The following is a 21,272-nucleotide window of genomic DNA, read 5'->3' as shown; positions in this document are numbered from 1 at the left end:
GATGAGTGACTCATCGTTTTATTTGTTCTCATCGGTCATCTTCCAACTCTTCCAGATTGAGTAACCCTTCGGGAAGTTCCACGGTGATGAGTTTCTGTTTCTGATCTATTCCTACGATAAATTCCTCTTGGGCGGGAACGAGTAGTTCCTCTTCTTCTCTTTCAACCACAAAAAGGGTGTTTACCGTAGTGTTATCTACATCTATCACTTCTCCTAGAGGTCCGTGATGAATGTCTTCCATTTGGAAACCGATAAAGAAGTTCCAGGACAATTCGCCGTCTTCCGCTTCTTCCGCATGCTTTACGGGGAAGTAAACTTCAATGTTGGTGAACATTCGGGCACGTTCGGCGGTGTCTATTCCTTCCAGTTTTACCAAAGCGGTGGAGTCGGAACGGAAACGGTATTCTTCAATGAAGAAGGGCACGAAAATACCGTCGAGCAGGCATATCAGATAATCGCAGTCCACACGGTCGAAAATGTCGTCGGTAAACGTAAACTGCAATTCGCCGTGAATGCCATGCGGCTTATTGAATAATCCTATCTTATATACTTCTTCTTTCTTTATCATATTCGGGTGATTCTGGCTCCGATAGCGTTCAGACGTCCTTCGATGTTCTGATAACCACGGTCTATCTGTTCGATGTTACTAATGGTACTGGTTCCTTCGGCACTCATGGCGGCAATCAGAAGGGCGATACCGGCACGTATATCCGGTGAAGTCAGGCGGGCACCACGCAACTTGAAGCCATGATTGTGTCCGATGACTACGGCACGGTGAGGGTCGCAGAGGATGATCTGTGCACCCATATCGATTAGCTTGTCCACAAAGAACAGGCGGCTTTCGAACATCTTCTGATGGATCAGTACGCTGCCTTTGGCTTGTGTGGCTACAACGAGCATCACACTAAGCAAGTCGGGAGTCAGTCCCGGCCAGGTGGCGTCGGCTATCGTCATGATGGAGCCGTCGATGAATGATTCTATCTGGTAGGTTTCCTGTGCGGGAACATAAATGTCATCTCCTCTCTGTTCGAGCTTGATGCCCAGGCGGCGGAAGCTCTCGGGGATGATTCCAAGGTTCTCGTAAGAAACGTTCTTGATGGTAATTTCGCTTTTTGTCATGGCTGCCATACCGATAAAACTGCCGACTTCAATCATATCGGGCAGTACGGTGTGGTGCGCGCCATGCAATTCTTCCACGCCTTCAATAGTAAGCAGGTTGGAGGCAATTCCGCTGATTTTCGCTCCCATCCGGTTGAGCAACCGGCAGAGTTGTTGCACGTAAGGTTCGCAGGCAGCGTTGTAGATGGTAGTAGTGCCTTTGGCAAGCACGGCAGCCATTACGATATTGGCTGTTCCGGTGACGGATGCTTCGTCCAGCAGCATATAGCTTCCTTGAAGTCTGTCGGCTGTTATTTCATAAATGCCCCGTCCTTCATCATAACGGAAGTCCGCTCCTAAATTCTGAATACCTACAAAGTGAGTATCCAAACGGCGGCGACCGATTTTATCTCCTCCCGGCTTGGATATCAACGCTTTGCCGAAACGTGCCACCATAGGGCCAATCAGCATGACAGAGCCTCGCAGACTGGAGCATTTCTTTAAAAACTCATCGCTTTCCAAATAAGCCAAGTCTACATTCTCTGCTTTAAAACTATAAGAATCAATGCCTTTCTTTGCAACCGTCACTCCCATCTCGCGCAAGAGCTGAATCAAGTTGTTGACATCAAGAATGTCAGGTATATTGTTCACCGTTACTTCCTCTGCGGTTAGCAATGTGGCACAGATTATCTGCAAAACTTCGTTTTTAGCTCCTTGCGGGTGAATCTCTCCGCAAAGCCGATGTCCTCCTTCGATTACAAATGAAGCCATTAATTTTTTAAGTATTAAGTGTGATTAAAGTATTAAGTATCAGGTATTAAGTATTAACCGTACGGTATCGCACGCTAAGTAAATAAGTAAAAGAAATCCGACCAGTGCCAACAAATGGCTGCGATTAATACTTTATACTTAATACTTATTTCCTATTTTCTTAGTATCTTCTCTTGTTGTTCTGACGATTGTTGGTATAGTTCGTCTTCGGACGATAGTTCTGGTTCAGGCGTTCTGCCATTAGCCGGACGATATCGTCAGTCATTTGGAGTTCCCCGTTGGAGAGTTCGTACAGGTCTTCGGCGATCTTTTTGTCGTCCACTGTATCTTTGTTCCATGCCAGGTAGTCCTTCTTCATGTGGTTGCAGATGAGGGCAATCAGGTTTCTCTTTTCGTTTCCTTCGGGGAATTCGATTGCTTTCTTTATCAGCACTTCCAGTGTGCGTCCGTAGTGGCGATAACGCATACGGGCAGTGGAGTAGGGGATCGGATCCGGACGGGTCACCAGGTTGTCCTTACGGATGATTTCATACGGGTAGTCAATATCCAGCTCAAAACCGGACATGATAGCCAGATGATCCCAGAGCTTGTGCTTGAAGTCGGGCACATCACGCAAATGGGGGAACATATTTCCCATAATGTTGATGATGGTGTTGGCACAACGCTGACGTTCTGCACGATCCTGAATGGTCAACGCATAATCTACCATGTTCTGGATGCTACGCCCGTATTCGGGAAGCGGCATTCTTTTCTGTTGAGTATTGTATTGCATTTATTTAATTGAAAGTTTAAAATTAAAAATTAAAGAAGTTTTTTTGGCATGGAAGCAACGAATTCTTTCAGGTAGAAAGGTTCGAAGTAAGCCACGTCTTTATAATCTTCGTCGGCTATTGCTTTTTCTGCCAGCGGGAACATCATTTTAGCCAACGGGTGAATATTGTCGATAAAATGTGCGTTCGGATGCGTGATCTGTTCGCGGCATTTGTCGGCCCCGTTTCCAAAGAAATAAACCGGCTGCTCGTTCAGAAACTCCAAGTAAGAGTTTTCGTCTACAATATCGGCAGCTACTGCACGTTTCACCTGAAGTCTGCGGTCATAAACGGCTGCGTATACTTCCATGCGGCGGGCGTCGATCATCGGACAAAGCAAAGCGTCCTCGGGCAAGTCGTGATACAACAACACCGGAACAGTCAATACTTCCAGCGTCGGAATACCGATCAATGGGACGTTACGTCCGTAACAAACTCCTTTCGCCATAGAAACCCCGATTCGAAGTCCGGTATAAGAACCCGGCCCACAGCTCACTGCGACTGCATCCAAAGGGATGGCATGACTGTCTATGAAAGACAACGCTTCATCTACAAAAACTCCTAAAGACACGGCGTGTGAAGGGCCTTTCAAATCTTCTTTCACAAAAATCGTCTGTCCGTCTTGACTGGCCGCTACCGAGCAAACAGAGGTAGAGGTTTCAATATTCAGTATACACGACATAAAAATCAGCTTATTAAATTGTCGCAAATTTACATGATTATTTCCAATTCTTAAAATATTCGTGTACTTTTGCACAAAACTTTAAGGTTATGATACAGTCTATGACAGGATACGGCAAAGCTACGGCCGAACTTCCTGATAAAAAAATAAATGTAGAAATCAAGTCGCTCAACAGCAAGGCAATGGATTTATCCACTCGCATCGCTCCGGCGTATCGTGAAAAAGAGATTGAAATCCGTAATGAGATTTCTAAAGTGCTGGAACGTGGAAAGGTCGATTTCAGCCTGTGGATCGAGAAGAAAGAAGCGGCAGAAAATGCGACTCCTATCAATCAAGTATTGGTGGAAGGTTACTACAAACAGATTTTGGCAATCTCGCAGAATCTTGGTATTCCTGTTCCTGCTGACTGGTTTCAGACATTGCTCCGTATGCCGGATGTGATGACTAAAACGGAAATCCAGGAACTGACCGAAGAGGAATGGAAAATGGTGCATGCCACTGTGCTCGATGCTATCAGTCATCTAGTAGATTTCCGCAAACAGGAAGGTGCTGCACTGGAAAAGAAGTTCCGTGAAAAGATCGCCAATATCTCAAGCCTGCTCGAAAAGATCGCTCCTTACGAAAAAGAACGTGTGGAAAAAGTGAAAGAACGCATCACGGATGCTCTCGAAAAGACATTAAGTGTGGATTACGACAAGAACCGCTTGGAGCAGGAATTGATCTATTACATTGAGAAACTGGATGTTAATGAAGAAAAACAACGCCTTAGCAACCATCTGAAATATTTCATCAGTACAATGGAAAGCGGTAACGGACAAGGTAAGAAACTTGGTTTTATCGCCCAGGAAATGGGTCGGGAAATCAATACGTTAGGTAGCAAGTCCAATCATGCCGAAATGCAGAAAATCGTTGTTCAGATGAAAGATGAGTTGGAGCAGATTAAGGAGCAGGTGTTGAACGTGATGTAATTTACTCACAATAAATTCATTTACGATTAGACGATTTACGATGTACGATTGAAGTTAGTATTGCGAAATAATAGTGTACACATTTGGATATTTATAAATTCAAAAAATAATATCAATCGTGCATCGTAAATCGTCTAATCGTAAATAACTTAATGTCAAATAAACTTTAATAATGACCGGTAAACTAATTATTTTCTCTGCCCCGTCAGGTTCGGGCAAATCTACTATTATCAATTATCTGCTGACGCAGAATTTGAATCTTGCATTTTCTATTTCTGCTACCAGCCGTCCTCCGCGTGGGACGGAGCAGCACGGAGTGGAATATTTCTTTCTTACGCCGGAGGAATTCCGTTGTCGCATTGAGAACAACGAATTTTTGGAGTATGAGGAAGTATATAAGGACCGTTATTACGGAACGTTGAAGGCACAAGTGGAAAAGCAACTGGAAGCAGGTCAGAATGTTGTGTTTGACGTTGATGTGGTAGGTGGATGTAATATCAAGAAGTTTTATGGTGACCGTGCGTTGTCAGTGTTCATTCAACCGCCTTCGGTGGAAGAATTACGTTGCCGGTTGGAAGGGCGCGGAACGGATGCCCCGGAAATTATTGAAAGCCGGATTGCTAAGGCGGAATATGAGTTGGGATTTGCTCCGCAATTCGATTGTGTGATTGTCAATGACGATTTGGAAGCTGCGAAGGCAGAAGCGTTGAAAGTAATCAAAGAGTTTTTAGCCGAAGAATAAGACTTGAGAATGTACAAGAAGAATTGTAACACCCGAAAATGGATGTATCTGTGTGCCGTCACCGGTGTGATGAATCTTCTTGCTTTTATTGTATGCCTTTATTTTCAACAATGGTTCATAAGCGGCATTGCGCTACTTCTCACAATCAGACAAGCTATTGTTTTACCGAAGTGGAGAAAGAAAATAAAGCAAGAAAGAATAGCGGAAAATGAATCAAGTTAAAACAAGAAAAACCGGAATCTTCAGCGGGTCATTCAATCCGATTCATATCGGGCATCTCGCTTTAGCTAATTACCTTTGTGAGTATGAAGGGTTGGATGAAATATGGTTTATGGTAAGTCCGCAGAATCCTTTGAAAACGAAGGCTGAATTATGGAGTGACGAGCTTCGTCTTCAATTAGTGGAGTTATCCATCAGTGATTATCCTCGTTTTCGAGCTTCAGACTTTGAATTTCATTTGCCCCGTCCTTCGTATAGCGTATATACACTGGAGAAACTTCGTGAAGCGTATCCCGACCGGGAATTTTATTTCATTATCGGTTCCGATAATTGGGAACGTTTTGGACGCTGGTATCAGTCCGAACGCATCATTAAAGAGAATCAACTCCTCATTTATCCTCGTCCCGGCTTTCCTGTAAAAGAAGAGGAATTGCCGGAAACCGTGCGTCTTGTTCATTCCCCTGTTTTTGAAATCAGTTCCACTTTTATTCGGGAAGCCTTGAGTGAAGGGAAAGATATTCGCTACTTTCTACATCCAAGAGTTTGGGAGGCTATCAAGAAAGATAATATACGCCTTTGAATATATTATAATATGTGTCCGGCAGAATATAACGGATAATTTGTCAGCCACTCTTGTTCCCGATAATCTGACATGGAAAAACGGATGCCATGTAGTTCTGGATTCTTTTCAACAAAAGAGCGCAGACTTTTCGACTGTAAATTTTCTTCAGCTTTCACTTCGACCGGAATAATACAGATTTCTTTTTGCAAAAGGAAATCCAATTCTCCTTTGGAAGTATCTGAAGACCAGTAATAGATATTCAAGCCTTTCACTGATTTCAGTTGTTGTAACACATATTGTTCGGTAATTGCTCCTTTATAATCGGTAAATAAAACATTGCCTTCCAATAATGCTTGTGGGGGGAGTCCGCTCATTGCTCCCATTAATCCGGTGTCTAGCATAAACAGTTTGAATGCGGAAAAATCTTCGTAGGCCGATAAAGGTATTCCACCTTTCTTTACCCGGTTTACTTTATAAATAAGACCGGCATCTATCAGCCATTCTATGGCCAGTTCAAAATCCTTGGCTCTTGCTCCTTCTTTTATAACTCCATAAATGAATTTGCGATTTTCTTTAGCCAGTTGTGCAGGAACCGAACGCCACACCATACGAATCCTAGGGACTTCGGCAATAGGAGCGTGTTTGGAAAAATCACGGTCATAAGAATCCAGTATGTTTTGTTGCAACTGGCGGACTTCGGTATAGTCTTTATGCTCAATAAATGCATTGACTACTTCGGGCATTCCTCCTACGAAATAATACTGTTTAAGGAAGTCGGTGAATTTAGAACGGAAGGTAGAAATGAGGTTCCAATCTTGCTTTGCAAGCAAGCTGACAAAAGACTCTTGTCCGATAGCTTCTAAAAACTCGGAAAAAGAAAGTGGATATAGGTCTATAAAATCGACTTTTCCCACCGGGAAAGAGTCATTTTGATGCATAGCGATGCCCAGTAAAGAACCAGCTGCAATAACATGATACTGTGGCGCTTTCTCCAGGAAATATTTCATGGCTGTCAAGCCGCGTGGGGCTTCCTGAAGTTCGTCAAAAAGAATTAAGGTATCTGTATCTACTACTTTTCCGGTTACTAACTGGATAGCCATCAAAATACGTTCGATATCAAAATCTTTTTGAAAAACCTCTTTCATCACTTCATTGTCTTCGAAGTTGATGTAGGCAAACTGTTTGTAAGCAGTAGCCGCAAACTCTTTCATAAGCCATGTCTTTCCTACCTGACGGGCTCCGCGAATAATCAAAGGCTTTCGTGTAGACTTTTCTTTCCAATCGTACAATTGTTGCATTGCATTTCTTCTCATACTTCTTTCTTTTATTGTCAGCTACTTATAGGTACAAATGTAAGCACTAAAAAGGATAATAACAAAAAGTCGTATCCTAAAAGTGTGGTATTTAACAAAAAGTTATACCCTAAAAGTGTGGTATGTTACAGAAAGTCGTATCAGAAAAGTGTATGATGCTGCTATTTCTGTTTGTTATTGTACCAAGTTACGATACCTTACTCCGTCAATCGATGAAGAGTAATGACGATGATTTCTGCCGGAGCACCGACACGGATTGGTAACTTTGAAGTTCCTATTCCGTTTGTTATAATCAAAGGTATTTTTGCTGTATTATATGCCAGTCCGGTGATAAAACGATTGCCGTAGTGTGAGTTCAGTGCCGGGGCGACTCCGAATACACGGACTTGTCCGCCGTGTGTATGTCCTGCGAGAGCGAGGTCTGTATTGACTACTGAAACGTCTTCTATGTAATCCGGCGTATGAACCAGTAAGATGACAAAATCCTTGGGAGAGAGTGCCAAAGTGGGTGATACTCCGTTGCGCCCCAGATCGAAAGGATTGCGCACTCCGGCGATAATAATCTGCTGGCCGTCTTTACGCAGCGTGTCCACTTCGTGTTCTAACGGATGCATTCCGTAATGTTTCATTGTGTTCACAATATCGTCGTGGCAACGTTCGTAATCATTATTACCCATCACTCCATAGGTTCCCATTGGTGTCTTTACACGTGCCAGTGCGGAAAACAAAGGTTCTACATATTCGCAACCTTCCTGATAATCACCACCCATCAAAAGAACATCTGCTTTTTGGGCAATCAATAGACGGACAAGATCGTTCAATCCTTTCTCTTTCAGCAGGCTTTTGTAATGTAAATCGGAAATAAAAGCGATGCGGAAACCTTCAAAAGCTTCAGGGACATCGCGGTGGGTGAAGTCGTATTTTACTACACGATCCACTCCTGTATAAACAGATGACACATCTACGCTGGAAGAGGTTATTTGGGTTCCACGGAGCATCCGGTCGGATTCGTACGCGTCGGTATCAGTCTCCTTTTTCTTTGTATGTTGCTTTTTGTTTTTAGAAACAGCCAGTGCTTTGAGTATCGAGTGGTCGGGAGCGAACAGTCCGGCAATGGCGTTAGTCGTATCCGGATAAATGGAATCAGTATGTAAGACAGGGCGTGGCAAGCTAGCCACCATATTCTTTTTCGACTTGCAGGAAACAAGCAAAAGCAATGCCAACAGGATAACAGGGTAGATTGTTTTCTTCGTCAGTGGATAAATCGTTTTCTTCATCAATGGGATATTTATTTTCTTCATCAATGGGGTATTTATTCTTTTCATCAATAGGGTATTTATTCTTTTCATCAATAGGGTATTTATTTTCTCCATCACAGGAGCATTTATTTTCTTCATCTTCTCTTAGTTTGAAGTTTTCTGGGGTGCAAAGATACGAAAACTCGCTCACATACGGATAACTTTGGAGAAAATAATGTAAAGTGTTTGATAGCAAAAGGGATATGTCGTTTTGTACCACATTCTTCCGCAGGAGGCTTTTAGCAAGTTTTAGGTGGAGTTAGGAGGACAAATCACTACTTATCCGTTGCCTTTTCGGGATAAAAAAAGAGGCTTGAAAAACAAGCTTTCGTCTTTCATTGATAACCCCGTTTACCACCGCAAAGAACGCTGTTTTTTCCATGTCTGCTGACGCAAACTTAGTCATATTTTTCCGTATCAGAAAAAAATACAGGCTTTGTTTGCAGGCCGAGGGGTCTTATTCTACGTTCCGCTACATTTTTCATGCCGTTCATTTACTCTGCATATAATAATTTTGCAAACAAAGGAATTGGTTATGAACCAGGCAAATGTAAAGGTGTCGTTCTACCTGAAAAAGAGCGAGGTGGATGCCGACGGGAATTGCCCCGTAATGGCAAAGTTGAATGTCGGAAAATATTCCGAAGCGGCATTCAGTGTGAAGATAAAAGTCCCGCAATCCCGCTGGTCTTCGGGACGCGCTTCCGGAAAAAGCGTGGCGGCAAAGGAAATCAACAACCGGCTGGATGAGATACGTGCGATGGCATTGAATATCTATATGGAACAGTCGGCTGTCCGTGACGGTGTGACGGCCGAAGAGGTGAAAGGCATACTGCTTGGAATGGCAAGCGGGCAGGAAACGCTTCTGGGATATTTCAGGCGGTTCATCCGCAACTTTGAAAAGCGTGTGGGGATAAACCGTACGGTAGGAAGCCTGAGAGCCTATAGCAATGCCTATAGCCATATCGAAAGATTCTTGCAGGCGCAATACAAGCTCTCCGATATTCCGTTTTCTGCGTTGGACCGTTCTTTCATTGACAAGTATGATTTGTATCTCCGGACGGAACGTAACCTCGCTCCCGGAACAATCATCAACCTGACCGTCCAACTGAAAACCATTGTCGGAGAGGCCATTGCTGACGGTATTATTACCGCCAGCCCGTTCATGGGCTACGAGCCGGTGCGCCCGAAGCACGTGCAGAAATATCTCACGGCAGAAGAGTTGCACAGGATTATGACCACCCCGCTTCACAGGCAGACCCTCTATCATGTCCGTGACATGTTCCTTTTTTCCTGTTTTACCGGCATTCCATACGGAGATATGCGCCTGCTGACAAAGGACAACCTATGCCTTGCGGAAGATGGAATATGGTGGATCAAGAGTGCCAGGCAGAAAACCAAGATAGAATTTGAGATTCCTCTTTTGGATTTACCGTTGCAGATTCTGAAGAAATATAGCGGTACAGCTCCCGGTGACAAGCTGCTGCCGATGTATTGCAATTCCACGCTGAACCTCTACTTGAAAGAGATTGCCCGAATCTGCCACATTGACCGTCCGTTGGTCTTCCATGCAGGACGGCATACATACGCAACGGAAATCACACTCTCTCATGGGGTCCCCCTTGAAACGGTCAGCAGGATGCTCGGCCATAGTCAGATAGAGACCACACAAATCTACGCGAAAGTGACCGATGAGAAGATAGACGCCGACACCAAGGCATTGAACCGAAAAATCTCGGAGCGTTTTTCTGTCGTCATTTAATAACCTTTTAAATGGAAAGAATATGGAAAAGAATACTGAAAAACAGAATGTCAAACGACGCAGCACTTTTGCCGTGCTGTTTTATATTAACCGCACGAAAGTGCGAAAGGACGGAATGTGCCAGCTATTGTGCAAGGTGAGCATTGATGCCGAATGGGCACAGATAGGAACCAAAGTCTCTGTCAATCCGGGTATCTGGAATCCGGAGAAAGGCCGTGCCAACGGAAGGAGCGAGAATGCCGTTACCGTGAACCGTGCCATAGATGACCTGACACGTGAGATTGCCGGACATTATGAGCGGATAAGAAACAGCCTGGGGTTCATCACGGCTGAACTGGTCAAAAACGCAGTCAAGGGTATCGGACAGAAACCGCTTACCCTGCTGGCTCTTTTCAGGGAGCATAACGAGGAGTTCAGGAAACGGGTCGGGATAGACCGCATACAGGAAACATACGACTCCTATCAGCGTTCCTACAAGCATCTTTCCGCTTTTGTCCGGGAAAAGAAAGGCGTGGAAGATGTGACGCTGCGAAGCCTTGACCGGACGTTTTATGACGATTTCGAGGTATTCCTGCGGACTGACCGCAACCTGAAACCCAAAAGCGTGCATGAACACCTGTACCGTTTGAAAAAGCTCACGATGCGGGCTGTGAGCCAGGGCACGTTGCGACGCGACCCTTATTGCCGCCTGCATCCCGAACTGCCCAAAAGGAAGAGCCGCCACATGAAACTGGAAGACCTTAAAACACTCATGACCACTCCGGTGGAGAAACCGCAACTGCAATTCGTGCGGGATATGTTCATCTTTTCAACCTTTACCGGACTGGCGTATGCGGATCTGAAACGGCTTTCGGACAAGGACATCACGCAGGCCGGCGACGGCACATGGTGGATTCATATCCACCGGAAAAAGAGCGATACGCTCTCTTCTGTCCGTCTGCTGGATATTCCTCTTCAAATCATAGAGAAATACCGCGGCCAAAGAAGCGGAGACAAGGTGTTCAATATTTATGCCCGCGGGTATTTTATCCTGTTGACTAGGGAATTGGGGCAGGTATATGGTTTTGATTTGACCTTTCACCAGGCCCGGCATAATTTCGGTACCCACATCACCCTTTCGCTCGGCGTTCCGATAGAGACGGTAAGCCGGATGATGGGACATACCTCTATTTCCACCACGCAGATTTACGCGCAGGTTACGGACACGAAAGTGGACGAGGACATGAAACGGTTGAGGTCCACAGGTTTCGGAAACAGGATAGACCTTTGCGAGGAGGATTTCACCGTCAGGAAAAAGCGGAAAATAAAATCACCGGCTGTATGAAATGGAAAACGGAGAAACTGCCCGGCTGACAGCAGGCAGTTTCTCCGTGCTTGATTAAAGAAGCAGTACTATACCCAGCGCTGTTCCTCCCGGCACCGTTTGTAGGCATCGTCCAGTATTTTCATGATATCGGACTCTTTATAGAGTGCCTTCCCTTGCACCAGATAGTAAGGGATTACACCGAATGTACGGTATTCCTGCAATGTACGCCTGCTTACCCGCAGGACTTTGGAAAGTTCCTCGTCCGTAAGGAAACGTTCACCGTTGAAGAGTGATCTCGGTACATCCTCCATTACTGAAAGCATCCTCTCCATTTTCTCCAGTCCCTGGAACATCACGTCAATGCGTGGGTCTTTCTTGTCTATAAAATGATAGCTCATAATTTGCTCTTTATTAAAGGGTGGTAACTCAATTCCAATAATCTCCGTATATCTTCCGGTTTGTAGAAAAGCTTGTTCTTGATGCGACTGAAAGGAAGGAGACCTTTGGCACGATACGCCTGAAGGGTCTTTTTGTTGATGCGGAGTACGTCGCACACCTCCTGGTTGTCCAGCCAGTTTTTCAGGCCGAGATCCTCGACCGGACGGCACAGGCGTGTCACCCGGTCCTCAAATTCGCAAAAACGGACACGCAGTTCTTCAAAAGTCTGTTTGTCAATACATACAAGTTCCATATTCTTTCATTTATATTAATTTTCCATCTGTTTTTTCAGTCTCGCCGGCAAACGCCTGCCCTTTTGGTTGAGGAACGCCTCGACCTCGGAGGACTTGTAATAGGTACGCCCGTCTATCATGTAATAGGTCACGAGTTTCTTCTGGCGGTACCGCGCGAGAGTGCGTTTGGTAATGCCGAGCAGCTCGCACATGTCCTGGTTGTCCAGCAGCTTGTCTCCGTCAAGCGCGGAGGTCTGGCGGTTCATACGGCTCAGCCTGTCTTCAATCCTGTCGAACCTTTCCATAATCTGATGAAGCATCATCTGGAAGGTCTCACGGTCTGTCTGTATCATAATACGGTCTGTCTTTAAAGTGTAAATAATTGACTGGTTACACCTTGTCGCGCAACAGGTTATATTATGATATAGGGCTAACGGCGTGCCAATGGCTCTGTATTTCACGAAATGACATAGCTATTCCGTTGAAATACAGTATAATAAAAAATAAAGGAGAAATATTTGATGGGAAATTAACCTTGCAGGATGCAAGGATTCTCGCAATCTGCAAGTTACATCCTGCAAGGATTACGATAAATCAGACGGCAGATGCCACCAGGCAGGACAACGGCCTTGTGTAACTGCCATTGCCGGACGGGAAAGATGGCCTGTATGGAATTCCCTTTGCCGGCGGAATAAGGAAAAAGGTAGATAATAAGTTCTTCCACAAGATTGTAATGGAAGAGGCCACGCAGGAGATCCAATGTTTCTGCATCAGAAACTTCTGCTAGGTAGATAAAGGAATCGCCTTTAGTGTCTTTTTCACAAAGAAGGTCTAGTATGTAATAGGGTAAAATCCGGGCATCACAACGCTCCCGCCAACGGGCAAAACCTTTCCTGTGGTTCATTACCCATCGCATCAGCACGTTGTCGGTTTCCGGCAGGAAGCCGTCCAGTGTCATCGCCGTTACAGCTTGGACTTTTGGCATAAATTCTGTTTTGATACCGGACCGTAAGCCGTCAAAAAAAGAAGCGTGCAAACACGCTACTTCTAATGGAGGCTCTGGAATGCCTTTGAAAGGAATAGGTGAATGCACGCTATGCGTAGGCATAGCATAAGCAATCACGCAATAGTTCCTTTCAATGTTAATTTTCCAGATTCCCATTAGAAACACCTTGCGGTCTTATGTCATATACAGTCAGCAATTGTCTTAGAGACAATATGTCGATTTTTCTCTATTTGTTTGCAAATGTACACATATTCAGTGAGATTTGCACTAACGGCAGGCTCATTTTTATTTCACCCCGTATTTCTTCATCTTCCGGTACAGTGTTGCTGGGTTGATGTTCAGCAGTGCGGCAGCCTGTTCCCGGTGTCCGTTGCAAGTTTTAAGAGCATTGATAATATTTATTTTCTCCAATGACTCATCCTTCAACGGCTGAATTGCCGGGGAGTGCGTATCTCCACTTTGGCGGATCTCAATATCCAATCCTTCCATATCCAGCATCGGAGTCTCCGCAATCAATACAGCACGTTTGATCCGGTTCTGTAAGTCCCGGACATTGCCCGGCCATGAATAGGTAAGCATCCTGCGCTTGGCATCTTCCGTAAAGCCTTGTGTTTCCCTTTTCAGTTCTTTCGAATGGCGTTCACGGAAAAACTCAGCCAAAGGGATGATGTCTTCCGGACATTCCGCCAATGAAGGCTGACGTATCTCGAATTCGCAAAGGCGGTGGTAAAGGTCTTCCCTGAACCGCCCTTCCTTGATGGCCAGTTGCAAATTCTCATTTGTGGCGGTAACGATACGCACGTCCGCTACCCGTTCCTTGTCACTGCCTATCGGAGTATAGGTATTCTCCTGTAACACGCGCAGCAGCATGGACTGAATCTCATAGGACATTGTACCTATCTCGTCCAGAAACAGAGTTCCGCCTTTCGCCATGTCGAAATATCCGGTCTTGGCGGTGTCGGCACCGGTAAATGCCCCTTTCTCGTGACCGAAGAACAACGAGGCGGCCAGTTCACGTGGCAGTGCCCCGCAGTTCACCGCCACGAAAGGCATCTCCCGGCGTTCGCTGCCCAGATGGATGCTCTGTGCCACCGACTCCTTCCCTGTACCGTTGGCACCAAGTACCATCACCGACATTTCCGATGGAGCTACCAGTCTGGCAAGTTTCTCCACTTGTAGGATCTTCGGACTTGTACGGTGAAACAGTACCTTTTCCTGTTTCCGTACCGTAACCATGGGGCGGAACACATCTTCTGCCAGTTCCAGCAGATGTTCCTTGCGTACCGGCTTGGGAAGGTAGTCTATCGCTCCCAACTTAATAGTGCGCACCACATCGGGAACCGACACATACTCGGTCGTGATGATGAAAGGAATATCCTTTCTTTCCTTGCGCAGCCATTCCAGTAGAGATATTCCGTCCCCTTCGGGTAGACGTACGTCCGATAGAATCAGATCAAATTGTATTTTGCGTATCAGTGAACGGGCTATCGGTTCGTTCATAGCTGTCACGACATCATAACCAGCTTGTGCAAACCAGTCCTTCTGCATCTGAGACAGACTGATATTGTCTTCAACTATCAGTATTTTCCGTTTCATTTGTCTGTCTTTTTATTTCATTTTTTGCTGCTGCCATCAACATATCGGTATGATTTATTATCCGTTGAGTATATTCTTTTAAAGCAGTGTCACTGGCCCTTTCATCTTTTAAAAGGGAACGATAAGCGAACAACATTTCTTCATTATGTAATAATTCCCACATCGGCAGCATACGGTGAACCGTTTCACGCAATTTCTTCCTATTACAATTTTCTATGGCCGAATTGAGTTCTTCAACATCTTTTTTCGACTGGTCAATAAAGGAACATAATAATTTTATCTTATCGCTCACCTCACACAACATCATGCTGAAATCTACATCATGCTTTTTGTCAGGGCAACCCCTTTCTATAGTTGACAACAGACCGATCAACTCTGTAGATGAGAACGGCTTATAAATACAGGCTGTAAATCCGGCATTCAAAAAAGCATCTTTCTCCTTCTCTCCACGTGCAGTCATAGCGACAATGGGTATAGTCTTTGAATTGCCAATACTTGAGTTACGTAACAAAGTCAACAATTCAAACCCGTTGGTGTAAGGCATCAGGATATCTGTAAGCAACAGGTTATAATCTTTTTCCCGCATGGCTTTTACTACCTCTTTGACTGTGGTACAAGTTGTACAGGCCATGCCATTACGCTCTAACATTTCTTTAATGACAGCTTGCAACATACTGTCGTCATCAATAACAAGTACATTGTGATGCAGGTGTGTGGAATGCGTCGGGACATGTTTTTCGCTTTCCAACGGTTCATCCGTTTCCGGCATGGGAAGGGTCACACGAAATGTGCTTCCACAATTAATCAAACTTGTTACTTCTATTGTCCCATCAAGAAGATTGACAAGTCCTTGCGTGATCGGAAGCCCCAATCCGAATCCGTCCGCATTGGTTGCAGAGGTATGGCGTTCAAAAGGACGAAAGATACGGGAAAGTGTCTCCTCACTCATACCAACACCGGTATCCACTATTTCCATGACCAGCAGTCCATTGAGATAGTGCACATTGAAATTGATTGTGCCGGTCTCCGTGAACTTAACTGCATTGGTAAGCAGATTGTCTATAATCTGTTCTATGCGGTCTGCATCACCATATAACTTGACTTCCGTATCCTTAAAATCACAATTGAACAGGATACCCTTATTATTGATTATATGAGAAAAACCGGCAGCGGTACGTTCCAATAATTCATGCAGGTCGAATGGGACATCGTTCCGTATTTCTTTCGCCTCGTTTAACCGGTACACATCCAACAGGTTGTTAAGCAGATGTACCACATGCTTGCACACCCTCCTTATGTTATTCAGATGGATATTCCTCCGTTTCTTTTCACGTGTATCCATTGCCAGATCGGCACTGCCGTCAATGACATTCAAAGGGGCACGTATGTCATGCGATATGGTCAGGATAATATTCTTGCGCATTTCCAACAGCGCAGTGTTTTGTTGTATCGTATCTTCCAAACGCTTCCTTGTTCTTGCCTTTTCCCGTAAATCTTTTTGAATAATCAGATAGGATATGACAAGCAGAATAATGGCGGAGATAATCAGCCAGGAGATGACACATATGGAACGGTTGTAAGATTCTCTAAGATGACATTCCTTCGCTTCAAGTACACGTTCTGTCTGGTTGTTCATCGTGGTTATCAGATGGCGAAGCTTTCGGTTGAGTTCCTTGTTGTGGTTGCGGAGGCTATCGGTATAAGCATTGATACTTTTCTGCCGTTCTTCCTGCATGGATAGCAATTCCTTGTTCAATGTCTTGAGAATTGTAGATGCGGAAGGAACTATCTCCAGAGTTTCTTTTGCCCCTAAAAATCCTGTAAAACCTTTCTTTTTACGAATAACAGTACGCGGTTGAGCTTCCGCTGGTAAATGAGAGAATTGCATACCTTCCTGACTGTTCTGACTATGGAAAAGTTGCATAATTTGGTATAAATGCTCTTCTTTACTGGATAATAGATAGCGCAGCGAGTCTATTTGACTTTGGCTGACAAATTCCTCATACCCCTTGTGCATGGCCTGCAACATGGAATCGATATGCAGACGAAGAGAATGATAGTTCGCAAAATCCTCCTCTTCCCAAGAAAGGGCTGTTTCACCATAAGTTGAGAGAATCGTGATGTGATGCTGGACTATATTTCCATTGTGTTGAACCCGATGAATTGTTTGTGCCTCAGTTTCAATCACCAAAACCCTATTCCGCTCACGTACCATGATTATAATCATACCGATTATAGCCACAATCAACACCATATATCCAAAGATGATTTTATATTGAATACTCATTTATCAATATTTGCTGTTTATTTAGACACTATATGTATGTGGAAAGCAACCAGTCCTTCTATCCGAAATTTAAGGGTGGCTTGTATAAACGGTAATATGCCTATTAGTACGAAAAGCGATTGGGTATATTGTATTCTAAAATCATAGTGTACTTTGAACTGCGATAATAAGGCTGCGGAAACTCTATTGTTTCGTATGAAATGAGAGTATTTCCATTTCTTCTGTATTACTTGTCTCCTTTCAAGGGTATAAATCCTATTTGTTCCAATTGGGCGATTTTTTGATCCGACAAGCTTCCTCTTCGATAATTCCGTCTTTGAACCGTACACCAACGCCCCAACGCCCCTTCACGACATCCAGGCCACCGTCCATTTTGGACATGAAACTGGTGCAACTGTTCCAAGTAGCTTCGCCAGACCTGCTCCACCGACCAGACAAATCCTATTCGATCTAATAGTGTTTGACGATTAGGGGAAAGTTTCCCTTGCTTGCGCATTTTCCGCTGTCTACTGCACCACTCGCCCAAATAACCTTCGGCTGATTTGGGAAAGCGCTGCTGTTTGTCAAGAAAGATTTTCAACGCTTCATAATTTTTCATCCATTCACCGTTCAAGTCCTGACTCCACACAAATCCGATCTCATCCAACACACGAATACGTTCTTTGCTCAAACGTCCTTTCTTGCGTCTTTCCCGTTGAGTATAACACCAGGTAGCCAAAGCTCCATCCTCCCGTTTGGGCCAGCGGCCTTGAGTCGCAAAGAAGACTTTCAATGATTGGAATTCCTTCATCCAGTTTGAATCCAGCAAGTTCCATTCAAAGCCGACAGACTCCAGCAGTTTGTAACGCTCCTCCGAGAGTCTTCCCCGTTTGTAAGCCATGCGCTGCGTATTGCACCACAAGCCCAGCTTCCCCTCTGTAACCGAAGGCCAGTCATTTTCTTTCTTACGGAACTCAATAAGCCTCTCATACATGATCTGCCAAGGTTCCAACTCTGTCAATATCTCCTCAATACGAAGCCGTATGTCTGATAGGAAACCTGTGGTCAGAAAAGAGGTCACCCCTTCAAATCCCTTGGGTGAAGGCTGACAGGCAAGGCGTTCCATGTGCAAGGCCATCATGTCATATACAGATTTGCCCGATAGGTTGTTCACAAAATCCAATACGACAGGCTGTTTCCCGCTTCCGGCATCCAAGCAACGGCCCAGCTGTTGCAGGGTAACAATATAGGATTCTGTCCGCCGTAGAAACAAGACGGCATCTATGCCCTCCACATGCAGTCCTTCTATCAGCATATTGACAGAGAACAATACATGCAATTTCCCAGATTCTTTTTGGAAAGCCTTTAGTATTTGATTATTAGTCCGTTCGCTTTGAGTGTGATGGATCTCAAATGGTATGATTACCCGTCCGGCTTGTGTCAGCCAGCCACACACCTCAGGAACCATCTGTTTCAGATCGGTAAGATCACGGCAAAAAACCAGCAGTTTACATACATCTTTGGGCAAGAACTTTCGGATTACCTCAGGAGCTCCTAACGCCCCTTTAAAATCAACGCGAGCCACATCCAGTTTCTTTTGGACTTGTTCTTTTCGTCGAATTGAACATCCGCTTCGATCCAATCGCTTTTGTAAACGATTCAGTTCACCGTCTAATCCATAGGCACTTTGTACCAGGATTGGGACTGGTAAAATACGGTAATACCAAGCCTGAGGTAAGGTAAGTTCATAAAACAGATTTCCCTCGAAATAAAGATCCACCGTATCAATCATTCCCTCCGGGCGAATAGGAGTCGCCGATGTTCCTAATATATAGGCCTGCGGATTGGATTCAATTACCTCCTGCAAAGCAGCCCCCCATATTTCTGCACCGAAATGATGAAACTCATCAATCAAAATATGATCTGCTTTGAGTTGTTTATCATTTTTTCGATAATATATCAATGACTGAAACGTTCGATAGCAGATATAAGGAGAGGTAAAGCCTACCGCTTTTTTGATCTCCTCCAGGATTGTGACATTTGGAGCAAATACGCAAATTCGTTCTGTGGCATGGTCTGATATATAACGAGCCAGCAGATATGACTTTCCCGTCCCGGTCGCTTGCACAACGGTACCGATACGATGCTGTTCAAAGCCTTTTATAATAGCACGATAAGCTTTCTCGTTATGTGGGTAAAGTTCTACATGTCTGCCGGAATTAAGGCTTCTGAGGTAGTTGTCGTCAGAAACAGTCAAACCATGCAACTCATAAGCCAACGCCTCTTTCAGAAATCCACCATGAGCTACAATCCGAAAATAAAGACTCCCTTTACCTTGGGTTAATACTGTAAACTCCTCATAATATCTCTCAACGTCCGTTCGGGTCAAGGGGCGAATATTCCAAACCTCTTTAGCAATAAAATGTACCATTCCCGGCTTGAATCCGACCCATAGGAAGCCGTCCGATTCTATTACGTGATAAGCAAGTTTTCGATAATAAACCGATAACGAAGAAACCATGTTATACAATCAATGTTTTCAAGATATCAAAAGAACAAAAAGTGATGTACAAGACGCAGTTTGTTCCAACACTTCTTGTTCTTTCTTCATTCCCATACGAAATAGCATAAGATAAATTCTTAATGGATTAACACCGGAATATTTTGATACTATCCACTGAACATTTGCATTTTTGGAATGCAATATAAATTTTGATTCTCCCATAAACTCGATTTTCATAATCAATGGAAGAATCACAAAAGCCCTTACCTTTTATAATTCTGAATTTTGTGTAAGATATTTAATCGGATTTGATTATCTGGAAGTTCTCGCCAAACTTTGTATCTACTTTTGCCAATTCCAATCAAACAATTCCACATCATCTTCAAGAAGATCGCTTCCGGTTTGCGTTTCTATCAGGGTCAAGTCATTTATGGCTTTTAGACCGTGGCGCATATCTTCAAGGATACAAACAGTATCTCCCCGTTTAACTGGGGTAATTTTTCCTTCTATAGCCAACAGTCCCTCTCCATCAACAACCGTCCATACCTCTTTCCGTAGATGATGAGCTTGATATGTGAGACTTTTTCCTGCCTTTATAATCAATTGCTTCGTCAACGACTGAAAGCCATCTGAATATTGAACATTATGAATAATCTTGTATTCTCCCCAATGTCTTTCCTCATACATTGGACAACACTGTAGCCGGTCTGCATATTTTTTTATGTTCTCGCTCTTGTTCTTTTCGGAAATTAAAATACCGTCATTCGATGCTGCAATCACCAAATCTTTGGTTCCTATACACATAATCGGAAGATCCAATTCATTAATGATATGTGTATTTTCCGCCTCTCCATCTGTGATAACATTACCTATTACATGGTCTTCCAACTCATCTGTAAGTGTATTCCAAGTCCCTAAATCTTTCCATTTGCCAGAGAAAGGAACTACTGCTACCAATTTGGCCTTTTCTGCCACCTCATAATCGAAACTGATTTTGGGGAATTCACTATATCTGTTACGGATTTCCGAAAAAGAAACAGTCCGGATATATTGCTCCACAATATTCATCATATATCCCAACTTAAAAGCAAATACGCCACCGTTCCAAAATGCATTTTCTTTTATAAGATATTCCGCTGTAGCTACATTTGGTTTTTCCGTAAACCGTTTGACCGAAAAGATTCCACCTTTCAGTTTCGATTCATCAGGCACTACATATCCATATTTAACAGATGGATAGGTTGGAGTAATCCCCATAAGAACCAGCTCAGCTACATTGTCATCCACCGCATGCACCATCTGCTCAATAACTTTGAAATATCCTGCTTCCGTAAAAGGGTCACAAGGCATAACAACAACTACTTCTTCATCGGCACATGATTTCTCATATTTCAGATATGAAGCTGCCAAAGCAATGGCTGGAAATGTATCACGTCTTTCTGGCTCCACCACTACATCGATGTATTCACCCAGCTGATTGTAAATAACATCAGCCTGAGACAAGCTGGTAGCCACGGTTACATGACCTTTTAAATCGGATTCTCCCAATTGACGAATAACCCGTTGTACCATCGACTCTTTTTGACCATCGGGAGAATTGAGTAATTTTATAAACTGTTTGGAACGACTGTTATTTGACAGAGGCCAAAGACGTTTCCCAGAGCCTCCGGATAATAAAAGAATTTGCATAAATAATGTTTTAA

At 44.1% G+C, this 21,272-nt stretch carries 19 protein-coding genes; 5 read left to right on the top strand and 14 right to left on the bottom strand.

The features are described from left to right. Positions 1-28: 28 nt before the first annotated feature. The 4 genes from rimM to tsaB all read right to left on the bottom strand — a co-directional run bounded on the left by rimM (position 29) and on the right by tsaB (position 3,360). Positions 29-568 carry a ribosome maturation factor RimM gene (gene rimM, locus INE92_RS13225; protein ID WP_008641267.1) on the bottom strand — a complete coding sequence of 180 codons (540 nt, stop codon included), beginning with the start codon at positions 566-568 and terminating at the stop codon, positions 29-31. Next, a complete protein-coding gene (murA, locus tag INE92_RS13220; protein ID WP_015531504.1) occupies positions 565-1,869 on the bottom strand; it encodes a UDP-N-acetylglucosamine 1-carboxyvinyltransferase in 1,305 nt (434 codons plus the stop codon). Before murA ends, rimM begins: the two co-directional genes overlap by 4 nt. A 160-nt stretch (positions 1,870-2,029) precedes the next feature. Beyond that, entirely contained in the window at positions 2,030-2,641 is a 612-nt protein-coding gene (locus INE92_RS13215) for a DUF4290 domain-containing protein (protein ID WP_004316998.1), read from the bottom strand. Between the two features lie 29 nt (positions 2,642-2,670). Beyond that, complete coding sequence (gene tsaB, locus INE92_RS13210; RefSeq protein ID WP_004316997.1) at positions 2,671-3,360, bottom strand: tRNA (adenosine(37)-N6)-threonylcarbamoyltransferase complex dimerization subunit type 1 TsaB; 690 nt, start codon at positions 3,358-3,360, stop codon at positions 2,671-2,673. 89 nt (positions 3,361-3,449) lie between these two features. On the opposite strand from tsaB, the gene INE92_RS13205 reads away from it, so the two are divergent. The 3 genes from INE92_RS13205 (at position 3,450) to nadD (ending at position 5,869) form a co-directional block, all read left to right on the top strand. Next, positions 3,450-4,328, top strand: coding sequence for a YicC/YloC family endoribonuclease (locus INE92_RS13205; protein ID WP_008641269.1), 879 nt, complete (start codon positions 3,450-3,452; stop codon positions 4,326-4,328). A 172-nt stretch (positions 4,329-4,500) separates the two neighbouring features. Then, positions 4,501-5,070, top strand: coding sequence for a guanylate kinase (gene gmk / locus INE92_RS13200; RefSeq protein WP_008641270.1), 570 nt, complete (start codon positions 4,501-4,503; stop codon positions 5,068-5,070). Between the two features lie 208 nt (positions 5,071-5,278). Then, positions 5,279-5,869, top strand: coding sequence for a nicotinate (nicotinamide) nucleotide adenylyltransferase (nadD, locus tag INE92_RS13195; RefSeq protein ID WP_015531507.1), 591 nt, complete (start codon positions 5,279-5,281; stop codon positions 5,867-5,869). Between the two features lie 5 nt (positions 5,870-5,874). Here the strand turns inward: nadD and INE92_RS13190 are convergent, their stop codons facing one another. Beyond that, positions 5,875-7,164, bottom strand: a complete 1,290-nt coding sequence (locus tag INE92_RS13190; protein WP_004316992.1) for an ATP-binding protein — start codon at positions 7,162-7,164, stop codon at positions 5,875-5,877. A gap of 197 nt (positions 7,165-7,361) precedes the next feature. Next, on the bottom strand, positions 7,362-8,441 hold the full coding sequence (locus INE92_RS13185; RefSeq protein WP_134993114.1) for a metallophosphoesterase: 1,080 nt from the start codon (positions 8,439-8,441) through the stop codon (positions 7,362-7,364). A 556-nt stretch (positions 8,442-8,997) separates the two neighbouring features. Here INE92_RS13185 and INE92_RS13180 point away from each other — a divergent pair. Together INE92_RS13180 and INE92_RS13175 are read left to right on the top strand one after the other, a co-directional pair. Then, positions 8,998-10,221 carry a site-specific integrase gene (locus INE92_RS13180; RefSeq protein ID WP_008777757.1) on the top strand — a complete coding sequence of 408 codons (1,224 nt, stop codon included), beginning with the start codon at positions 8,998-9,000 and terminating at the stop codon, positions 10,219-10,221. A 22-nt stretch (positions 10,222-10,243) separates the two neighbouring features. Beyond that, on the top strand, positions 10,244-11,545 hold the full coding sequence (locus tag INE92_RS13175; RefSeq protein WP_008777758.1) for a site-specific integrase: 1,302 nt from the start codon (positions 10,244-10,246) through the stop codon (positions 11,543-11,545). A 68-nt stretch (positions 11,546-11,613) separates the two neighbouring features. Here INE92_RS13175 and INE92_RS13170 read toward each other — a convergent pair whose 3' ends face one another. The 8 genes from INE92_RS13170 to INE92_RS13135 all read right to left on the bottom strand — a co-directional run bounded on the left by INE92_RS13170 (position 11,614) and on the right by INE92_RS13135 (position 21,258). Further along, positions 11,614-11,925, bottom strand: coding sequence for a helix-turn-helix domain-containing protein (locus tag INE92_RS13170; protein ID WP_005644200.1), 312 nt, complete (start codon positions 11,923-11,925; stop codon positions 11,614-11,616). Then, positions 11,922-12,218 (bottom strand): helix-turn-helix domain-containing protein, encoded by a 297-nt coding sequence (locus tag INE92_RS13165; RefSeq protein ID WP_008777759.1) that lies wholly within the window; start codon positions 12,216-12,218, stop codon positions 11,922-11,924. The genes INE92_RS13170 and INE92_RS13165 overlap by 4 nt, the downstream gene beginning before the upstream one ends. A 15-nt stretch (positions 12,219-12,233) precedes the next feature. Next, positions 12,234-12,551 (bottom strand): helix-turn-helix domain-containing protein, encoded by a 318-nt coding sequence (locus INE92_RS13160; protein ID WP_008777760.1) that lies wholly within the window; start codon positions 12,549-12,551, stop codon positions 12,234-12,236. A gap of 215 nt (positions 12,552-12,766) precedes the next feature. After that, a complete protein-coding gene (locus INE92_RS13155) occupies positions 12,767-13,360 on the bottom strand; it encodes a hypothetical protein (protein WP_034530096.1) in 594 nt (197 codons plus the stop codon). Positions 13,361-13,489: 129 nt separating this feature from the next. After that, the gene (locus INE92_RS13150) at positions 13,490-14,800 is read right to left on the bottom strand and encodes a sigma-54-dependent transcriptional regulator (protein ID WP_008777762.1); all 1,311 of its coding nucleotides are present in this window, start codon (positions 14,798-14,800) and stop codon (positions 13,490-13,492) included. After that, a complete protein-coding gene (locus INE92_RS13145) occupies positions 14,775-17,087 on the bottom strand; it encodes an ATP-binding response regulator (RefSeq protein WP_077154672.1) in 2,313 nt (770 codons plus the stop codon). The genes INE92_RS13150 and INE92_RS13145 overlap by 26 nt, the downstream gene beginning before the upstream one ends. Before the next feature lie 226 nt (positions 17,088-17,313). Then, on the bottom strand, positions 17,314-19,587 hold the full coding sequence (locus INE92_RS13140; protein ID WP_077154671.1) for a Helicase associated domain protein: 2,274 nt from the start codon (positions 19,585-19,587) through the stop codon (positions 17,314-17,316). A 324-nt stretch (positions 19,588-19,911) separates the two neighbouring features. Then, the gene (locus INE92_RS13135) at positions 19,912-21,258 is read right to left on the bottom strand and encodes a sugar phosphate nucleotidyltransferase (protein WP_008777765.1); all 1,347 of its coding nucleotides are present in this window, start codon (positions 21,256-21,258) and stop codon (positions 19,912-19,914) included. Positions 21,259-21,272 lie beyond the last annotated feature (14 nt).

Origin of the sequence: Bacteroides xylanisolvens (assembly GCF_018289135.1) — a bacterium.
Classification (GTDB): domain Bacteria; phylum Bacteroidota; class Bacteroidia; order Bacteroidales; family Bacteroidaceae; genus Bacteroides; species Bacteroides xylanisolvens.
This window is presented reverse-complemented; position numbering and strand designations above follow the sequence as displayed.

What these genes read in the sequence shown, in the direction of transcription:
- rimM (WP_008641267.1), bottom strand. Translation starts at nt 568, where the DNA reads ATGATAAAGAAAGAAGAAGTATATAAGATAGGATTATTCAATAAGCCG.
- murA (WP_015531504.1), bottom strand. Translation starts at nt 1,869, where the DNA reads ATGGCTTCATTTGTAATCGAAGGAGGACATCGGCTTTGCGGAGAGATT.
- INE92_RS13215 (WP_004316998.1), bottom strand. Translation starts at nt 2,641, where the DNA reads ATGCAATACAATACTCAACAGAAAAGAATGCCGCTTCCCGAATACGGG.
- tsaB (WP_004316997.1), bottom strand. Translation starts at nt 3,360, where the DNA reads ATGTCGTGTATACTGAATATTGAAACCTCTACCTCTGTTTGCTCGGTA.
- INE92_RS13205 (WP_008641269.1), top strand. Translation starts at nt 3,450, where the DNA reads ATGATACAGTCTATGACAGGATACGGCAAAGCTACGGCCGAACTTCCT.
- gmk (WP_008641270.1), top strand. Translation starts at nt 4,501, where the DNA reads ATGACCGGTAAACTAATTATTTTCTCTGCCCCGTCAGGTTCGGGCAAA.
- nadD (WP_015531507.1), top strand. Translation starts at nt 5,279, where the DNA reads ATGAATCAAGTTAAAACAAGAAAAACCGGAATCTTCAGCGGGTCATTC.
- INE92_RS13190 (WP_004316992.1), bottom strand. Translation starts at nt 7,164, where the DNA reads ATGAGAAGAAATGCAATGCAACAATTGTACGATTGGAAAGAAAAGTCT.
- INE92_RS13185 (WP_134993114.1), bottom strand. Translation starts at nt 8,441, where the DNA reads ATGAAGAAAACGATTTATCCACTGACGAAGAAAACAATCTACCCTGTT.
- INE92_RS13180 (WP_008777757.1), top strand. Translation starts at nt 8,998, where the DNA reads ATGAACCAGGCAAATGTAAAGGTGTCGTTCTACCTGAAAAAGAGCGAG.
- INE92_RS13175 (WP_008777758.1), top strand. Translation starts at nt 10,244, where the DNA reads ATGGAAAAGAATACTGAAAAACAGAATGTCAAACGACGCAGCACTTTT.
- INE92_RS13170 (WP_005644200.1), bottom strand. Translation starts at nt 11,925, where the DNA reads ATGAGCTATCATTTTATAGACAAGAAAGACCCACGCATTGACGTGATG.
- INE92_RS13165 (WP_008777759.1), bottom strand. Translation starts at nt 12,218, where the DNA reads ATGGAACTTGTATGTATTGACAAACAGACTTTTGAAGAACTGCGTGTC.
- INE92_RS13160 (WP_008777760.1), bottom strand. Translation starts at nt 12,551, where the DNA reads ATGATACAGACAGACCGTGAGACCTTCCAGATGATGCTTCATCAGATT.
- INE92_RS13155 (WP_034530096.1), bottom strand. Translation starts at nt 13,360, where the DNA reads ATGGGAATCTGGAAAATTAACATTGAAAGGAACTATTGCGTGATTGCT.
- INE92_RS13150 (WP_008777762.1), bottom strand. Translation starts at nt 14,800, where the DNA reads ATGAAACGGAAAATACTGATAGTTGAAGACAATATCAGTCTGTCTCAG.
- INE92_RS13145 (WP_077154672.1), bottom strand. Translation starts at nt 17,087, where the DNA reads ATGAGTATTCAATATAAAATCATCTTTGGATATATGGTGTTGATTGTG.
- INE92_RS13140 (WP_077154671.1), bottom strand. Translation starts at nt 19,587, where the DNA reads ATGGTTTCTTCGTTATCGGTTTATTATCGAAAACTTGCTTATCACGTA.
- INE92_RS13135 (WP_008777765.1), bottom strand. Translation starts at nt 21,258, where the DNA reads ATGCAAATTCTTTTATTATCCGGAGGCTCTGGGAAACGTCTTTGGCCT.